Below are 17,165 nucleotides of genomic sequence, written 5' to 3'. Positions count from 1 at the left end.
GGTACAGGATGATATGAAGCTACCAACTGGTTAGTTAGAGTTTAATTACTAACCGTCATCAATTCTTCGGCATAACTGATCAGTTCCTGCGCACGGTGGGCGGCCGTGTGGTTTGCCAACACTTTTTTGCGTGCACGCTCCCCGATCATCTTACGCTCTGATTTGCAGATCTCCCGCAGGTACTTCAGCGTGTCTTTTGCCGAGCAGGAGATCAGTATTTCTTCACCGATCTTGAAAAACTTTTCCAGCCCCTCCCAATGATCTGAAATAATGGGCGTACAGCAGGCTGCAGCCTCAAACAGGCGCACACTCGGTGAATACCCGGTTTTTATCATATCAGCCCGGGTGATATTCTGTGTAAAGCGCTGACTGTTATAAAAGTGCCGATGCTCAGCAGGTGGTAAATGATGGATGTGCTGCGTATTCCGGGGCCAGTCTATACTTTCAGGGTACTGTGGGCCAGCCACTATAAAACGCCCATCTTTCCATTGGCGCGCTGCATCCAGCATCAGTTTTTCGAGGGGCGGCTGCCGATCATCGGAATAGGTACCGAGGTAGCCAAGATCCCACTTAATTTCTGTGAGCTCCGGGTAGTATAACCCCGGGTCGAAAGAACAGTAAAGAGGTCGGGCTTTAGGTGAACCATACTCTTTCTCCAACACTCTTAAAGTTGGCCCTCCTGTAAACGACAAGTACAGATCATACTTCGGGATCAGGTCAGGATGCAGGTATTCGTAATCCTCGCGCTCCAGTTTTGCCAATGTTACCGGCGTATCGATATCATAGAAAGCTTTGATACCCTGCGCTGTTTTAACAACCCAATCGCCTACTTCTACCCCCTGCGGCACATATGATCCCACGATCACCATGTCTGCTTCCTGTACCTGCTCTGTAAAGCGCTGCTTCAGGTCATCCAGAGATGTGTAAAGCGCTGTCTGGCAATAGTCCGGATCTGGCAGATCGCGGTTACCGGCGTACCAGGGCACATCCCGTTCCAGGAATAGCACCTGGTGTTCTAAGTTATTCAGTTCGCGTACTAAACCCCGGAAAGTGGTGGCGTGCCCGTTGCCCCAACTGGAGGTGATAGATAGCCCAAGGATTACGATGTTCATGCCAATGCTTTGTTTTTTCTTTCGATCTTAGTGTACAGTAACTTCTCCAATTGCTCAGCACGATGGCTGTACGTGTGTGCCGACAGCACTTTTTTATAGGCTGCCTCTCCTATTGCTTTTGCGTTTTCTTCTGTAAGTCCGGCAAGTATGGCTGCTACTTCAGCTCCATCTTTGGCTACCAGTATTTCTTTATCAGGCTCAAAAAAGAAATCAATTCCTTCCCAAAAATCTGTAATGATACAGGCACCTGCTCCGGCAGCTTCAAAAACCCGTGTAGCCGGTGAGAAACCATACCGGGCCATACTTTCACGACTGATATTCAGCACAGCTTTCGGGGTACAGTTAAAGGCATTGTGGTCTTTGGTATAGACGTGTCCTACATAGGTTACGTTGTCAGTAATCTGTTTATCGCCCCAGCCACTGCCGCCAATGATAAATTTCCTGTTCATTTCCAGTGCAGCCGGTTTCAGGAAAAACTCTTCTACACGGGCCTCCCGGTCTGGCAGGCGATTGCCTAAAAAGGCAAGGTCTGCTTCAAAGCGTGGGTCAGGTTTAACCGGGAAATGTGTAGCAGTATCTAAGGCATTATAGATTGGCACGCATTTCTTGGCTCCCAGCGCCTCATAGGCATTTACAACAGGGTCGCCGCCGCCATAGGTCAGGATCATATCATACTGCGGGATCAGTTTCAGGAACTGGTCATTCGGATCATGATGCACTCTGTCCAGCGTTGCAGGGGCATCGACATCCCAGAATACCACCAGCCGATCATCCGTCTGCAGCTTCAACACTTCCCGTTCCAGTAGTTCATCAAACACGCCTACGCCACTTGCTTTCACTACCATGTCCGCTGCAGCGGCTTGCTCCAGACACTTGTAAACGGCTTCTTCTGTTGCTTCATACACCACCACTTTTGCCCAGTCCGGGTCCTCCATGTCACGGTTCTGCTGGCGCTCATAGGCATCAGGTTCATAGAACGTAACATGGTGGCCGCGTTCGTTAAGAGCCCGCACTATACCTCTGTAATAAGTGGCAGCACCATTCCAGTACGCAGATACAAGGCTGGATCCAAAAAAGGCGATGTCGAGTTGCTTATGCTTCATGGAGGCTTCTTTCCTTTTGGGTGAGATAGATCTTAGATTTAGCTATGCCCAGTTCCTCACATACTTCCTCCAGCTCATTTACACGATGGGCACAGGTATGGCGGCTTCGGATGGTCTCTAAACCATGTGCCGCCAATTCTTTTGCTTTAGCAGGATTGTTGATGATCGTTTGCAGGTGCTGCTTCATTTCCGCTCCGTCATGGGCTACCAGGAAATCTTTACCGGGCGTAAATAGATTTTCTGCATCATCCCAGGGAGAAGAGATCAGTGGAATACCACAGGCCATTGCCTCAAACGGGCGAATGGTTGGAATACCCGGCAGCGCGGCTACATAAGGCCGGCGCGGCACATGCACGGTTACTTTATACCTGGCAAACTCTTCTGCAGCCTTATAGTTGGGTAACCAGCCACCATACGCAATACCGGCGCCTGCCAGTGCCTTACGTGCATGTTCCGGGTACCGCACACCGTAGATCTTCGCCTTCAGCCCCAGCTCTTTCACAGGGTTTATCAGGAACTCGTGCAGTTCTGCCGTTCTTTCCTCATCACCCCAGTTGCCTATCCACAACAGGTCGCCTTCATAGTCACTTATTTCGTGCGGATAAAACACTGATGTGTCAGCGGCTTCGTGCCAGGTCCAGGCTTTTTGTGTCCAGCCTTCCTGTAAGTATAGATCGCGAATTTTCAACCCGAAAGCCAGTACCCCATCGTAATGCGTAAGGTCATACCTGGCCATACTTTCACGCTCTGTTACAGCGCGGTGGTGGGTATCATGAAAGAGTAGTTTATACTTGCCTCCGTTGGCCCGGTGCTCACCTATTCGCTTTACCAGTCCGTGCTCGTTCCATTCGTGCACCAGCACCAGGTCAGCATCGCGTAGCACATCATCCAGGTTTAAAGTTTCAGAGGTATAGAAATTAGTGCTGATGCCCGGGTAATATTCCTGCAGTTCCTCCAGCTTTTCCTTACCATAACCCTCCACCAGGTTCTGCAGGCTCCAGCCATTTTCCGGTTCATACACTTTTACCTGATGCCCCCTTTTTTTCAGTTCTCGCACAATTCCTCTCAAGAAATGGGCATTGCCATGGTTCCAGTCAGAGAGTATAGAGTGGTAGAAAAGGGTGATGTTCATATTTGAATTTTGAATGAGTGATTTTGAATAACTGTTTGAAAACAAAGCCTCTGCCGTTGTTGTGTCTTATGACCAACAACCGTTATGAAGTCTGCCATTCTGTTGTTGGTGAAAACACACAACAACGGCGAACGGCAATATCAATCGGGATATTTAGCCACCGATAACTCAGAATTACACTGTTACCGTCTGCTTCATCAGCTGTCGGTAAACATGGTCGTAGTCCTGGCCCATAGGGTCGGAAGTATAACCATGGGAGCGTTTTACGGCACGGCAGGCCATTATATTTCTACCAAATTCATCCTCTATCAGGTTATTAATGGTATCACGCAGTTCGTCGGCGCTGTTCGGGTCAACATACTTGGCTGCATTGCCCCAGATCTCTGCCTGGCTATCAGTTTTACCAACTACCAACGCACAACCCGACATGGCTGCTTCCAGAATAGTTAAACCAAACGGCTCGTATTTAGCCGGCAGTGCATAGATAGATGCGCGGGATAACCACTCAGCTACTTCCTGCTCAGAGAGTTGCCCCAGGAAATGCACGTTTTCCAGATCCACCGCTTTGCCAGTAGCCGGGTGTTTGTCATCACCGGCAATGTAAACCGGCCATTGCAGATCAGAAGCAATGTGTGCCAGCATCGAAATGTTCTTTGCTTCATCCCACACGCGGCCCATACTAAATATGAACGGCTCCTTTTTACCGAACTGGAAACCATATTGGCCGCGACCATTATAAATAACCATGCTATTCTGGAACGGTCCGTAAAGGGCTTCCGCCTGGTGCATCATGGCCTGTGTAGGGGCTACCACCATGTCCGCGGATTGCAGGCCTTTAGTTACCAACTCTTTATACTTGTCCCACTCCCTGGGAGCTTCCTCATCCTTCACGGCTTTCCACCACGACATCACACAGGAATGCACAACTACTACAGTAGGCACTCCGAAGTCAAGCGCACCGTGTACCATACCATTCAGGTGCACCAGGTCCGGTTCAACCTCATCTTTCAACTGCAGGAGCCATTCCCCGGCTTTTTCCACATCCTCCCATGGGTTCTCCATCCACTCCAGCTTGTATTCACTTTCGTAAACAGTCAGGTTATCTATTTCATCTGCCTGCCTGCGTTGTTCTGCGGTTAAAGGAGCACCCATCGTAGCCAAAGCTACTTCTGTTTTGAACGGCGCTAATGCTCGTACCAACTCCAGTGAATAATTCCAGACTCCGCCAACCGTGTCTGCCGTCATTAAGATTTTTGAAGGATGATGTGCTTCCATGTTTTTTATCTCCCGTAAATTTTGTCTAATACTTCTGCTACTTTTATATACTCTTCGGCTTCTTCGTTGAAGCCTTCTCCTTTATCCAGTCTGTTTGCCCATACTACGGCAGCGCGTCCCATCCAATCATCAGGAGGAGAGCAAAGCTGTTCTGTTTTGGTGCCGTAGTAGCGCTCTGCCACGAAATCGTAGAAGGAGCCATTAACATTTTTAAAGGCTACCCCTCCTTTTGTTCCGTAAAATGTGGCGCTGATAATTGCCTCCTGACCGGCAGGTAAATTCCAGGAGCAGCTGAGTTGCATGTGGGTATTGTGCTCCAGTTCTATACTGGCAGAGGCGTAGTCTTCTACCTTGCCTTCTGCCATACTGATCGGTTTACCCTTGGCAAACAACTGGCTCTGCACCTTCTTTACCGCCGGAAAGTTCATCGACCATAAAGCCAGGTCCACCAGGTGCACACCAAGATCTATCACACAACCGCCCCCAGAAAGCTTCTGCTCATAGAACCAGGCTTTATCTGGCCCATAGGCATTATGAAAAACCAGCTCGATGGCATAGATATGACCCAATTCACCGCTCTGCACTACCTTGTATACCTCCTGCATCGCCTTCGTAAAACGATACGACAGGTCCACGCCTAGCAGCTTATTTTGTTTGCGGGCAGCTTCTACCACACGCTTCGTTTCCTCCACGTTACGCCCTAATGGCTTCTGGCAGAACACGGCTTTACCTGCTTCTAATGAGAGGCTACTTTGTTCGGCATGAAAGGCGCTAGGTGTTGCGATCACCACACCATCCACTTCGGGCTGATGTAGAATAGCTTCCAGAGAATGTAGTTGTTTTGCTTCGGGTGCGCTTTTAGCAGCTTCCTCTGCATTTTGCACTGCTGTGTCAGAGATGTAGGCCACCTCCCCGGCTCCATGCTTGGCTATTACCTCCATGCGGTTTCTGCCGATCCAGCCAACACCTAGAAAGCCAAGCTTCGGTTTAGCAGAAGCAGATGATGAAGAAGCTGATAAACCTTTCTCTTTATCAAGTATAGTTTCTTGCATGCTAGTATGTTATAAGAGCTTTTACAAATCCGTCGGGCCGGTTGGTCAGGTTTTCGAATGCCTGCGCTATGTTATCAAGCGTGAAAGTGTGCGTGTAGAGTTTATCCGGGGTAATAATACCCTGTTCCACCGCTTTAACCGCTACTTTTATACCTTTTATATACTCTTGCGGGTCCCGCTCATGGGCGTTGATCACATCCAGACCACGCCAGTTCCAGAGCTGAACGTTTACCTGACGCATGCCATCCTGATGAAAGCCGGCAATGATGAGCCTGCCTCGTTCGGCAGTAAGTTCACCGGCCAGGTTCAGGGGCCATTCTTTTCCGGTGCACTCTATTACGCGTTCACAGAACTTTCCGTTGGTCAGTTCCTTCACTTTTTCGATAATTTTATAGTGATCATCCATTTTGATGACCTCATCGGCACCGCACTCCCTGGCAACCTCTAAAGAGAACTCCCTCTGCGACACCGCGATAACACTTGCACCGGCATTTTTTGCCAGCTGCACCAGCAATGCTCCTAAAAACCCAACTCCAAGTATGGCTACCGTCTGCCCTTCCGAAATAATGCTCCGTTTAAAAATATTCATAGCACAACCCAGCGGCTCTCCCGGGAACGGTTTTCCTGCCAGGGATTCCGGCAGCTTCACTATTTTATCGGCATCTGCTATATCATACTCGGCATAGGAGTTATAAGACAGTGCAGCTACACGTTCCCCGATCTGGATATTGGACACGCCTTCGCCCACCGCATCTACCACACCCCAACCTTCGTGACCCGGGTTTCCGGCAGGCATCGGGTAGGTAAACCATTCGCGTCCTTCCCAAACCGGAATGTTTGATGCGCAAAGGCCGCAACCCTCCAGCCGCAGCCGCACCTGCCCTTTACCAGGCTTGGGCATAGCCACCTCCTGCACTTCTATTTTCTTTGGTGCTGTAATGACAGCTGCTTTCATGGTAGTAGCCTTTGTATCTGCTACAGTTCGTTTTTCAGTAGTTAGGGTATCTTGCATATCAGGCAACGGCTATTTTTTTAACGGGTTCTTCTTCTTTTAGTGTCTTGGAGATGATCATGGGCACTTTATATCCTCTGTTCTCACACAACCACTGGTATAGTTTGGCAACGCCTTCTGTCACGTTGTGTTTCGGACACCAGCCTGTAGCTTGCTTAAACTTCCTTGTGTCAGAAACATAGTAATGCTGATCGCCTGGGCGCCAGTCGCCAAACGAAAGCGGGATATCCTCACCGCGGTAACGGCCAATGGTCTTTAACAGCTCCAGCAAACTAACCGTATTATCCGTGCCACCTCCAATGTTAAAGGCCTGTCCCTTTATAGCTGGCATGTGCTTCTGGGCCAGCAGGAAGGCATCCACAAGATCTTCTACAAAAAGAATGTCGCGTACCTGCTTTCCATCGCCATAAATATTTACCTTTTCACCTTCTATGGCACGTATGGCAAAATGCGCTACCCACCCCTGGTCCTCGTTACCATACTGGTGCGGGCCGTAGATGCAACTCATCCTGAACACCGCCATTGGCAAATCATAGGTGCGTGCGTAGTCTATCACATACTGATCGGCGGCTCCTTTGGAGCAGCCGTACGGGCTATGGAAATCCAGGTGGCGTTCTTCAGAGATACCATACTTTTTCACCTTTGCATCAGCAGGATAATAGCGTGAACCGTTGGAGACAAACTCCAGGTCTTCCAGTCCTCCATATACTTTGTTAGTGGATGTGAATACCAGCGGCGGCGGATTCTCCTGTTCCCGGATTGCTTCAAGTACATTGATGATGCCGCGCGCATTAATTTCAAAATCGTTTAAGGGAAGTTCTAATGACGTGGTAACAGCTACCTGCGCAGCGAAATGGAACACCTGCTCAGCGTGCTTCATCACGTGCCGCACCGTTTGCAGGTCACGGATGTCGCCTACATATATCTCTAAATTATCACTATAGTTTTCGAAGAGCCACTGCAGGTTCTGCTCCACACCTTCGCGGCACAGGTTATCAAATACCATCACCCGCTTGCCCTGCTCCAGCAGGCGTTTAGCAACGTTGGTGCCCACAAAACCTGCCCCTCCTGTTATAAGCGTATAAGGCTTTGTACGCTCGGTTAGTGTTCGTTTTATATGCGGCAGGTTCTCCAGGTTCTCAAAGCCATACTTGGCCCAGAGCCTGTACAGCAGCTTAGTCGTTCCATCTGACCGTTTCAGCCCAAAGTAATACTCCCGTTCATCAAGGTGGAAGCCTCCCACAGTAGGGAACTTTGCATCCAGGTCATACATACCGTACCAGTACACACGGGCAGCATCCGCTTCTAGTACTTTGTTAAACTCCTGCAGTTGCTTGTACTCATCATGCTGCCACGTAGAAAACCCGACTTCTGTTATCCAAAGTTCTGCCTTGCAATTGTACTGGTCCATCACTGCACGCACTGCCTGGATGTTATCTTTCCAGCCGTCCCACATCTGGTCGAACACAAACGGGAATCCATGGATACCTACTGCGTCGATGTACTGCATTACCCCGTGTTCAAACATTACCTGCAGCCAGTTCGGGTCTATCGGGCTCATGCCGCCCAATAAGGTTTTCTTGCCACGCTGTCTGCACCAGTAAGCGGCACCTCCTATCATCTCAGCAAATTTGTTCCAGCCGTAGTCCAGGGTAAAGTCATACTCTACCTGGTTATTTGGCTCGTTCCAAAGCTCTACCCATTCAAAATGCTCCCCGTGGTCGGTGATGAACACATCCAGGAAATCTGCATAGGCTTTTTTATCTTTTGGAGGAGACGAAGTTCTTTTTTTCTCCCCGATGGATGGCGGTGTATATAGGAAACAAGGTAAAATATTAACTTCCTTTGCTAAGGTCGGGATCAGCCAGTTATACCATTCCTTCCCTTCGGGAGTATAATAGTCGGCCCAGGAAACGCCTGTGCGTAGTTCAGTTACTCCTAATTGCTTCAGATCAGAAAGTACCTGCTTCACATGTTCATGCTCACCAGGTCTGAACCATTCCACTAACCCTACCATGGGGAGCGATGATTTGCTATTCATGTCAGTATCTGTTTTCATAGTTCTTAAATCCTCTATTGGTTTATCGGCACTTACACGGTCAGTCCACGTGCTGCCAGTTCTGCACTTGCTTCGCTCACGCGATCGTAAGCGATCTGGCCTTCGAGCCAGTTGGCAAGCTCTTCCAGGCCTGCATTAAACTCTACCTGCGGATAAAAGCCCAATACCTCATTGGCCAGCGAAATATCAGCATAACAATGCCGGATGTCGCCTACCCTATACTTGCCCGTTACCTCTGGTGCCAGGTGTTGTTTATCCATGACAGTAGCCAGTCTTTCAGCGATCTCCTGTATTGTGTAGTTATTGCCGCTGCCCACATTAAACACCTTACCTGTTGCCTCTTCCTTTTCCATCGACAGGCGACAGGCCAAGGCTACGTCACGCACATGCACGAAGTCGCGCTGCTGAAATCCGTCTTCGAAAATCATGGGTGAATTGTTATTTAAAAGTCGGGAAGCGAAAATAGCCAGCACTCCGGTGTAAGGATTTGAAAGTGCCTGACGGGTGCCATACACGTTAAAAAAGCGCATCGCTACGGTAGGAATATTATAGGCGCGGCCAACCATTAAACAAAGTCGCTCCTGGTCATATTTAGATAGTGCGTAAACTGAAGAAAGCGTAGGTGTTTTCGACTCCGGTGTTGGTACGGGCTGCAACTTCTCCCCCTGCTCATTGTACAGTTCCCAATCCCCTGCTTTAAGTTGTTCCAGTGATCGCTCTTCTACGGTTGTCAGTTCTCCGGAAGGAGCTTTATACAGGCCTTCGCCGTAAATGCTCATGCTGCTGGCCACCACCAGTTTTTTCACCGGTTTCTTTATAAGCGCCTCCAGCAAAATAGCAGTACCGATGTTGTTTACGTCAGTGTACTCTTTAATCTCATACATGCTCTGCCCTACACCTACCATGGCGGCAAAGTGATAGACATAATCAACACTATCCAGTGCCCGCGCAACATCTTCCGGATTGCGCACATCGCCAACCATCAACTCTACATCCGGGTGCAGGTACTCCGGCCTTTCGCAATCTTTGCCATGCACCTGTTCACTTAAATTATCCAAAGCTCTTACGGCATACCCGTGCTGTAAGAGCTCATCCGCCAGGTGAGACCCTATAAAACCGGCTCCACCTGTTATCAATACTGTTTGTTTCATAGCTTAAGCTGTTTGGTTCAAAGTTTCTAAAACGGCTGCCCTGTTGGCCTTACCGTAATATTGTTTACAGAAATTCCGTGAGGCTTATTTAAAGCATATAGCACAGCATCTGCCACATCATCTGCTGAAATTGCTCCATAGCCAATGTCTTCCACTGTTTGAAATCCCGATATCGTATTCTTAAAAAATGCAGTATCTGTTACACCCGGTGCTACTACTGTTACACGCACCACTGGCAAAACCTCTTTACGCAAGGTATCTGCTACCACCTCCAGCGCTGTTTTAGTAGCGGCATAAACACCACCATACGCATAACTCTGACCAGCTGCCACCGATGATATTATCACCACGTCGCCCTGGCCAGCTTCCAGCATGCCTGGCACAAACGCACGGATCATCCTGAGTGTGCCCATCAGGTTTACATTAATTACCTGTTGCCACTTCTCTGGGTCTCCTTCGGTCAGTTTCTCATGGATGCCCTGACCGGCACTGCAAATAAGTATGTTGGGTGCTCCTAATATTTTATGCACATCGTTATAGAGTGCATCAACTGCGGGTGCTGCAGTTACGTCGCAAATAAAAGGGTGCGAGTTGGGTGGAATATCATCAGGAAAGTGCAGGTCAGCTACGACGGTTTTGATCTGTTCGGCTGCAAGCCTGTTCACGATTGCGAGACCAATACCAGATCCGCCACCACTTACCACTGCCTTTTTGCCTTTTAAATGCTGCACTTACTGATAAAAATTTACTCCTAATTCTTAGATTTATTGTTACATGTTTAAGCTGGTAGGTAAAACGTAGGAGACTTAAATAGGGTTGTTGATGCTGCTGCTGCACTATATAAAATCCGGCTAATTTTTGTTTATTTGAACATTTTAAGGGTTTTCACATTGTAAAAGGGTTCAAAAGCGTGCACAAGCATTGTACTGAATCGCTTAAGTTTTAGTGATTCCCTTACATACTCCATGTTTTTGCAAAAGCTATCTCTCATAACGACTATGGATTTCACTTCTAACATCACCCTCGAAGATAATCACGTGCTCTTGCGCCGCTTTGAAACTGCCGACCTAAACGCGGTTGCAGCTATTGCCAATGATGAGGACATTTGGCGCCTGATGGTTACCAAGATCAGCAATGGAGAAGAACTGGAGCAATGGAGGCAGACAGTAGAAACCGGCTATGCAGCCTGCACCCGCTATACTTTCATGATCATAGATAAAGCAACCGGCCAACTGGCAGGCAGCACCAGCTACGGCAACATCTCCTTAGCAGATAAACGGTTGGAGATTGGCTGGACCTGGCTAAGCCAGGAGTTTAGGGGAAGTGGGTTAAACCGCCACTGTAAGTTCCTGCTTTTGAGTTATGCTTTTGATAAACTCGGAATGGAGCGGGTAGAGCTAAAGACAGATGTATTAAATACACGTTCCAGAAAAGCCATGCTTAAAATTGGAGCTACCGAAGAAGGTATCTTAAGAAGCCATACTTTGATGCACGATGGCCGCCGGCGCGATACCATTTACTATAGCATACTTTGTCCAGAGTGGGAGCAGGTAAAACAGGTATACTTTCAGGACTTCCGACACTAATCCAAACCCTGAGAATAAGTATTAGCTATAATAGCCACGTATATAAAGGCTGTAAACATAGCTGAAGTAATTTGGAACAACCTGCGACACAGCAAGAAAATCTGCCAAACAGAATCTTTCTTATCCGCCACGCCAGGCCGGAAGTAGACAACAACGGGCTGTTTGATGCAGAAGCGGCACGACAGTATATTACGGCATACGATACTGCTAAAGTGGAGCAATTTGTACTGCAACATGAGGTTATCCCATACCAGGAAATTGATAAGGTATACTGCAGCACCTTGATTCGTTCCCAACTTACAGCAAAAGCTATTTTTGGTGATAACGTTCACCTTCGTATCGACAATTCTTTTCGGGAATTTGAGCGTAGGATCTTCTCTTTGCCGCTTGTGCGTTTACCTATTAAGTTATGGCTGTTGAGTGCACGCATCCTGTGGTTTTTAGGGTTGAATAGCAAGGGGATAGAAACATTTAGAGAGGCCCGAAAGAGAGCACGTTCGTGTGCCCGCACCTTAGCTGCCGATGCCGTCCAGAATAAAACTTCTGTTCTGGTAGCACATGGGCTTTTAAACAATTTTATCCTTCGTGAGTTAAGGAAAATGGGTTGGAAAACTACCTACTATGAAGGGCACAAATTTTTGTCTGTTACGGTACTGCAATATTAACCCTTTGGTTAGTTGCACAATTTTACCTTTACTTTATTCTAAAGGATTTACCTTCTGCACAAAAAACAGCATAATACACAAACTTAAATTGCATTCGCAAGTATAATTCTTTGGCTCAGATGTACAGTTTTAGCTAAAACAAGCAGCGTGCTGCAATATCTAATGCTGTACAATAACTATAATGTATAAAATAATCCACTGACATTTTACTATGGTTATAAGTATTCACTGCATGCCCGGCCCCTCGTTAGCTATCTTACAAATCGGATAGTTATAATCACAGCTTACTTAAATACTTTTTGTTAGGATCGTTTAACATCTTTAATTTGATAAGAATAGAAAAACAGGTTTTAAAAATTATTTTTCTAGCAAAAAATATAATTATACATAGTATAGTTTCTTTCCTATACAGATTTTTAGTTTCTTCGAATAAAGGTATTCTAATTGCGCTGCTACAATAGGCAATTACTGTCTGAAAGTACTGAAGGATATTCTTTATTATTTATTTTTAACAAATTTATTAACCTTTCAAAAAACCTATGAAGAAGAATTTACTGTTGAGTTTGTTGATGGTCATTGCGCTGGTTGGTAGCGCGTGGGCACAAACTCAAACTGTTTCAGGACGGGTTACTGCAGCATCAGATGGTGCCGCTTTACCTGGAGTTACAGTTCTTGAGAAAGGCACCTCTAATGGTGTTACTACAGGGGCAAATGGTGAGTACCGCCTAAACGTACAGCCAAATGCTACACTTGTATTCCGTTTTATTGGTATGTTGACGCAGGAAGTGCCTGTTAACGGACGCTCTACTGTAGATATTCAGCTTAAGACTGACCAGAAGCAACTGGAAGAGGTTGTAGTAGTTGGTTATGGTACACAGGAAAAGAGAAGCGTAACCGGATCCATTTCCAGAGTATCTGGTGAGGACCTGGAAAACATCCCTACTCCAAGTCTTGAGTCTGCCATTCAAGGTAGAGCTGCCGGTGTTCAGATCGAGTCTGGTAGCGGTAAAGTTGGCCAGGGTATAAAAGTGCGTATACGTGGTTCAGCATCCGTAACGGCAAGTAACCAGCCACTTTATGTAGTAGATGGTATTCCGATCACATCAGATAACCAGGCTATCGCAAATAACGAACCTACCAACCCACTAGCCGATATTGACCCGAATGATATTGAATCTATCGACATTCTGAAAGATGCATCTTCTGCCTCTATCTATGGTTCAAGAGCATCAAATGGTGTTGTGATCATCACGACTAAAAAAGGTCGTCAGGGTAAAACTAAATTCAATGTTGGCTATGCAACAGGTGTTAGCAAAGCAACCAATAAAGTAGACTTCCTGAACGGACCGCAGTATAGCGAGTTGTTACGTGAATCTTTTGAGAGATCTGAGACAATAGACTTCTATGTAAACACGCTTGGCTTCTTTGCTGATATAGACGATGCCATGGACTATTTCATCCCGGAATGGAGAGACCCGGCCAACTCTAACTGGCAGGATCAGGTGTTCAGCAACGGTTCTTACCGTGAAGCTAACGCTTCTGCTAGTGGTGGTACCGATAAAACTACCTTCTATGTTGGTGGTTCTTACAACGACCAGGAAGGTATTTTGATCAACAACGCATTTCAGCGTTTCAGTGGCCGCTTGAGCATTGACCATAAGGCAACTGATAAAGTTACTGTAGGCGCGAACTTCAGCTTAGCAAGATCTGAGAATAACCGTGTTGCCAACGATAATGCTTTCGCGACTCCGCTGCAGATCGTGGCGCTTGCTCCTATTCAGCCAATCATTGATCCGGCTACAGGTGAGTTGAACACAAACACCATCTACTACAATGGTTTGATCGAGGCCAGAGATGCTTTCAGCGATGCAATTGTATATCGTAACTTGAGCAAAGTGTATGGTGCTATAAACTTTACACCACGCCTTTCTTTCAGAAGTGAGTTTGGACTTGACCTGTTAAACCAGGATGAAGAGTCTTATCAGGGTAGTGAGACGCAAGATGGTGCTCCTGCCGGAGAGGGTGAGAAACGTAGCCTTACTGTTACGAACTACACTACCAACAACTTCTTCAGCTACAACATGGATATTAATGAGAACAATGTGGTGGATGCAACGCTTGGTATGAGCTACCAGCGATCAAACACAAACACTACCTATGTAGCTGGCCAGGGTTTCCCGAACGATGACTTCAAAAAACTGGCAAGTGCATCTGATATTACTGCTGGTTCTTCTACGGGTACTGCTTACTCGTTGCTATCATACTTTGCAAGAGCAAACTATAAGCTTTATAACAAATACCTGTTCTCTCTGAGCGCACGTGTAGATGGTTCTTCCCGTTTTGGTGCAGATAATAAATATGGTGTTTTCCCGGCAATAGGCTTGGGCTGGATCATTTCTGATGAGTCGTTTATGGATGGCATCGACTTCCTAAGCTTCCTGAAGTTAAAGACTAGCTACGGTATCACTGGTAACCAGGAAATCGGAAACTTCTCCTCAAGAGGTTTGTATAGCGGTATTTCTTATGCAGGTACTTCAGGTATTATTCCAATCTCTGTTGAGAACCCTGACCTGCAGTGGGAAACAACAAAACAGTTTGACGCTGGTATCAGCTTTGGTTTCCTGAATGATCGTATCTCTGGTACTTTAGATTATTACCAGAAAAACACTCAGGACCTTTTACTTGATGTACAGGTGCCTGCAACAACTGGATTTACCAGCATCACAAAGAACGTAGGTAAATTAGAGAACAAAGGCTGGGAACTTAGCCTGACCTCACAAAACTTTGTGGGTGATTTCAACTGGTCAACTACCCTTAACTACGCCCGCAACAGAAACGAGATCACTGACCTTCAGGGCCAGGTGATCAGAGCTGGTGCTATTAACCGTGCTGTAGAAGGTGAGCCAATCGGTGTATTCTATACTAAAAAATATGCTGGCGTAGACCCACAAACTGGTGATGCGCTTTATTACCTGCGTGCCGGCAGCGATGAGACAACCAACGACTATGGTGCTGCTGAAGAGCAGGTAGTAGGTAACCCGAACCCGGATTTCCAGGGTGGTCTGATCAACACGTTCTCTTATAAAGGATTTGACCTAAGCATCCTGTTGCAGTTTGTTTATGGTAACGAGATCTACAACAATGCAGGACGCTTCCAGTCTGCCAACATGGACTACCTGGACAACCAGACTGCTGACCAGTTGAACAGATGGCAGCAGCCAGGTGACATCACAGATGTGCCAGAGGCGCGCTTCCTGGATGGTAACGGTACAGCTACTTCTTCTCGTTGGATCTATGATGGTTCTTACCTGCGTGGCAAGAATATCACCCTGGGTTATAATTTACCAAAGAACATTGCTAGCAAAGCGTTTATGTCAAGTGTACGTGTTTACGTAACTGCACAGAACTTCTTTACTATTACTGATTACCCAGGATGGGACCCGGAAGTAAATACACAAGGTGTAGGCCCTTCAGCGACAAGATCTAACGTTGGTGCCGGTACAGATTTCTACACTGCACCACAGGCGAAAACACTGGCAGTAGGTGTAAACTTCGGATTCTAAATTATTCACACCTAAGAGAAACTTAACATGAAACTGAAAAATATATTTAGCAAAGGAGTAGGCTTAACTGCACTTAGTGCGTTAACGCTTTTTGCTTCCTGCGATAGTAAATTAGATATAGACCCGGAACAGTCTATTGGCTCTGATGTGGCACTTTCAACACCAAAAGGACTACAGACTGCCTTAATTGGTGCTTACGAAAGACTACAAGGTGGCCAGTTGTATGGCACTAACATAAACTTGCTTAGCGAACTACTAGCTGCCTCCGGACAGGAGCTGCAGTGGTCTGGTACCTTTCTGGGTTACCGCCAGGTATTCAGCAAAAACATGGTAGCAGATAACTCTGAGGCAACCAGAACTTGGATCAGAGCTTATGATGCTATCAACGTTGCGAACAACGTTATCGCTAATGTGGGCGTGGTTGAAGATGAAGCAGAAAGAGACAGGATTTTAGGTGAGGCTTTATTCATAAGAGGTATTGTTTACTTTGACCTGGTGCGCTTCTATGCACAGCCTTGGTCTGCTGGCAATGTAGACTCAAACCTTGGAGTGCCTTTAGTGCTTGAGCCAACTACCTCAATCACCGATGAAGCTAATGTAAGCCGTGCAACTGTTGGGGCTGTTTATGCTCAGGTTATTGATGACTTAACGCGTGCAAAGACTCTGCTTCCTGAAAGCAATGGAACAAGAGCCGACACTTACGCAGCAAGTGCCTTTTTAGCGCGTGTTTATTTGTCTCAGGCAGATCCGAATAACGATGCTGACGAAGACTATGACAAAGCCGGCGCTGAAGCTGACCGTGTAATTAGTTCTGGTGAGTTTTCACTTATAGAGAACTACGAGAACGTTTTCAACAATTCGTCTGATAACCAAGAGTATGTTTTTGCAATCCAGCAAAATACGCAAAGTAATGCTGGTTCATCTAACGATGGTTTAGCTACATTTTATGCCAACCTGAATGGTATTGGTCGAGGTGACGTTGACATCATCCCTGGCTTTGTAGCAAATACATATTCAGCGACAGATGAACGTACAGAGATTTACTATGTGGATGAAGATGGTATTTTACGTAACGGCAAATACACTGACCCGTTTGCGAATATTCCTGTAATCCGTTTGGCAGAAATGTACCTGATCAGAGCTGAGGCTGCTTTCAGAAATGGTAATGTTATACAGGCCCTGGCTGATATCAACAAGATCAGATCTCGTGCAGACCTTACTCCTCTATTAGCTGTAACACTTAATGATATTCTGCTGGAGCGTAAGAGAGAACTTGCTTTCGAGGGAAATGCTTTACATGAGGCGAAGCGATTACAGCGTACAGTTGGCGCTTTACCTTATAACTCGCCAAAACTGGTGCTACCAATTCCACAACGCGAAAGAGATGTTAACCCTAACTTAGAGCAAAACCCTGGCTACTAAGCCAATAATTTTTTAATAAAAAAGCGGCTCCTG

General features: G+C 46.8%; 13 protein-coding genes. 4 read left to right on the top strand and 9 right to left on the bottom strand.

The window, feature by feature from the left end; all coding sequences use genetic code 11:
* Window positions 1–41 precede the first annotated feature (41 nt).
* From ACSX1A_RS01290 to ACSX1A_RS01250, 9 genes are all read right to left on the bottom strand, one after another.
* A complete protein-coding gene (locus ACSX1A_RS01290; protein WP_439881796.1) occupies window positions 42–1,112 on the bottom strand; it encodes a CgeB family protein in 1,071 nt (356 codons plus the stop codon).
* Window positions 1,109–2,215 (bottom strand): CgeB family protein, encoded by a 1,107-nt coding sequence (locus tag ACSX1A_RS01285; protein WP_439881795.1) that lies wholly within the window; start codon window positions 2,213–2,215, stop codon window positions 1,109–1,111. The genes ACSX1A_RS01290 and ACSX1A_RS01285 overlap by 4 nt, the downstream gene beginning before the upstream one ends.
* A complete protein-coding gene (locus tag ACSX1A_RS01280) occupies window positions 2,205–3,347 on the bottom strand; it encodes a CgeB family protein (protein WP_439881794.1) in 1,143 nt (380 codons plus the stop codon). The genes ACSX1A_RS01285 and ACSX1A_RS01280 overlap by 11 nt, the downstream gene beginning before the upstream one ends.
* Before the next feature lie 174 nt (window positions 3,348–3,521).
* Window positions 3,522–4,622, bottom strand: a complete 1,101-nt coding sequence (locus ACSX1A_RS01275) for a glycosyltransferase (RefSeq protein WP_439881793.1) — start codon at window positions 4,620–4,622, stop codon at window positions 3,522–3,524.
* A gap of 5 nt (window positions 4,623–4,627) precedes the next feature.
* Window positions 4,628–5,674: a Gfo/Idh/MocA family protein gene (locus ACSX1A_RS01270; protein ID WP_439881792.1), complete on the bottom strand. Its 1,047-nt coding sequence runs from the start codon at window positions 5,672–5,674 to the stop codon at window positions 4,628–4,630.
* Between the two features lies 1 nt (window position 5,675).
* Window positions 5,676–6,686: an MDR/zinc-dependent alcohol dehydrogenase-like family protein gene (locus ACSX1A_RS01265; protein ID WP_439881791.1), complete on the bottom strand. Its 1,011-nt coding sequence runs from the start codon at window positions 6,684–6,686 to the stop codon at window positions 5,676–5,678.
* 1 nt (window position 6,687) lies between these two features.
* Window positions 6,688–8,745 carry a GDP-mannose 4,6-dehydratase gene (locus ACSX1A_RS01260; RefSeq protein WP_439881790.1) on the bottom strand — a complete coding sequence of 686 codons (2,058 nt, stop codon included), beginning with the start codon at window positions 8,743–8,745 and terminating at the stop codon, window positions 6,688–6,690.
* 32 nt (window positions 8,746–8,777) lie between these two features.
* Window positions 8,778–9,896 carry an NAD-dependent epimerase/dehydratase family protein gene (locus tag ACSX1A_RS01255; RefSeq protein WP_439881789.1) on the bottom strand — a complete coding sequence of 373 codons (1,119 nt, stop codon included), beginning with the start codon at window positions 9,894–9,896 and terminating at the stop codon, window positions 8,778–8,780.
* Window positions 9,897–9,922: 26 nt separating this feature from the next.
* Window positions 9,923–10,627, bottom strand: a complete 705-nt coding sequence (locus ACSX1A_RS01250) for an SDR family oxidoreductase (RefSeq protein WP_439881788.1) — start codon at window positions 10,625–10,627, stop codon at window positions 9,923–9,925.
* 267 nt (window positions 10,628–10,894) lie between these two features.
* Between ACSX1A_RS01250 and ACSX1A_RS01245 the strand changes: the two genes are divergently transcribed.
* The 4 genes from ACSX1A_RS01245 to ACSX1A_RS01230 all read left to right on the top strand — a co-directional run bounded on the left by ACSX1A_RS01245 (window position 10,895) and on the right by ACSX1A_RS01230 (window position 17,132).
* The gene (locus ACSX1A_RS01245; RefSeq protein WP_439881787.1) at window positions 10,895–11,482 is read left to right on the top strand and encodes a GNAT family N-acetyltransferase; all 588 of its coding nucleotides are present in this window, start codon (window positions 10,895–10,897) and stop codon (window positions 11,480–11,482) included.
* Window positions 11,483–11,553: 71 nt separating this feature from the next.
* A complete protein-coding gene (locus tag ACSX1A_RS01240) occupies window positions 11,554–12,147 on the top strand; it encodes a histidine phosphatase family protein (RefSeq protein WP_439881786.1) in 594 nt (197 codons plus the stop codon).
* Window positions 12,148–12,686: 539 nt separating this feature from the next.
* A complete protein-coding gene (locus tag ACSX1A_RS01235) occupies window positions 12,687–15,710 on the top strand; it encodes a SusC/RagA family TonB-linked outer membrane protein (RefSeq protein WP_439881785.1) in 3,024 nt (1,007 codons plus the stop codon).
* 27 nt (window positions 15,711–15,737) lie between these two features.
* Complete coding sequence (locus ACSX1A_RS01230) at window positions 15,738–17,132, top strand: RagB/SusD family nutrient uptake outer membrane protein (protein ID WP_439881784.1); 1,395 nt, start codon at window positions 15,738–15,740, stop codon at window positions 17,130–17,132.
* Window positions 17,133–17,165: the final 33 nt, after the last annotated feature.

Source organism: Pontibacter sp. MBLB2868 (assembly GCF_051904785.1).
Classification (GTDB): Bacteria; Bacteroidota; Bacteroidia; order Cytophagales; family Hymenobacteraceae; genus Pontibacter.
Note: the sequence above shows the minus strand (reverse complement) of the source record. Positions and strands in the feature narration are given on the sequence as shown.

What these genes read in the sequence shown, in the direction of transcription:
- ACSX1A_RS01290 (WP_439881796.1), bottom strand. Translation starts at nt 1,112, where the DNA reads ATGAACATCGTAATCCTTGGGCTATCTATCACCTCCAGTTGGGGCAAC.
- ACSX1A_RS01260 (WP_439881790.1), bottom strand. Translation starts at nt 8,745, where the DNA reads ATGAAAACAGATACTGACATGAATAGCAAATCATCGCTCCCCATGGTA.
- ACSX1A_RS01280 (WP_439881794.1), bottom strand. Translation starts at nt 3,347, where the DNA reads ATGAACATCACCCTTTTCTACCACTCTATACTCTCTGACTGGAACCAT.
- ACSX1A_RS01245 (WP_439881787.1), top strand. Translation starts at nt 10,895, where the DNA reads ATGGATTTCACTTCTAACATCACCCTCGAAGATAATCACGTGCTCTTG.
- ACSX1A_RS01235 (WP_439881785.1), top strand. Translation starts at nt 12,687, where the DNA reads ATGAAGAAGAATTTACTGTTGAGTTTGTTGATGGTCATTGCGCTGGTT.
- ACSX1A_RS01255 (WP_439881789.1), bottom strand. Translation starts at nt 9,896, where the DNA reads ATGAAACAAACAGTATTGATAACAGGTGGAGCCGGTTTTATAGGGTCT.
- ACSX1A_RS01275 (WP_439881793.1), bottom strand. Translation starts at nt 4,622, where the DNA reads ATGGAAGCACATCATCCTTCAAAAATCTTAATGACGGCAGACACGGTT.
- ACSX1A_RS01270 (WP_439881792.1), bottom strand. Translation starts at nt 5,674, where the DNA reads ATGCAAGAAACTATACTTGATAAAGAGAAAGGTTTATCAGCTTCTTCA.
- ACSX1A_RS01285 (WP_439881795.1), bottom strand. Translation starts at nt 2,215, where the DNA reads ATGAAGCATAAGCAACTCGACATCGCCTTTTTTGGATCCAGCCTTGTA.
- ACSX1A_RS01230 (WP_439881784.1), top strand. Translation starts at nt 15,738, where the DNA reads ATGAAACTGAAAAATATATTTAGCAAAGGAGTAGGCTTAACTGCACTT.
- ACSX1A_RS01265 (WP_439881791.1), bottom strand. Translation starts at nt 6,686, where the DNA reads ATGCAAGATACCCTAACTACTGAAAAACGAACTGTAGCAGATACAAAG.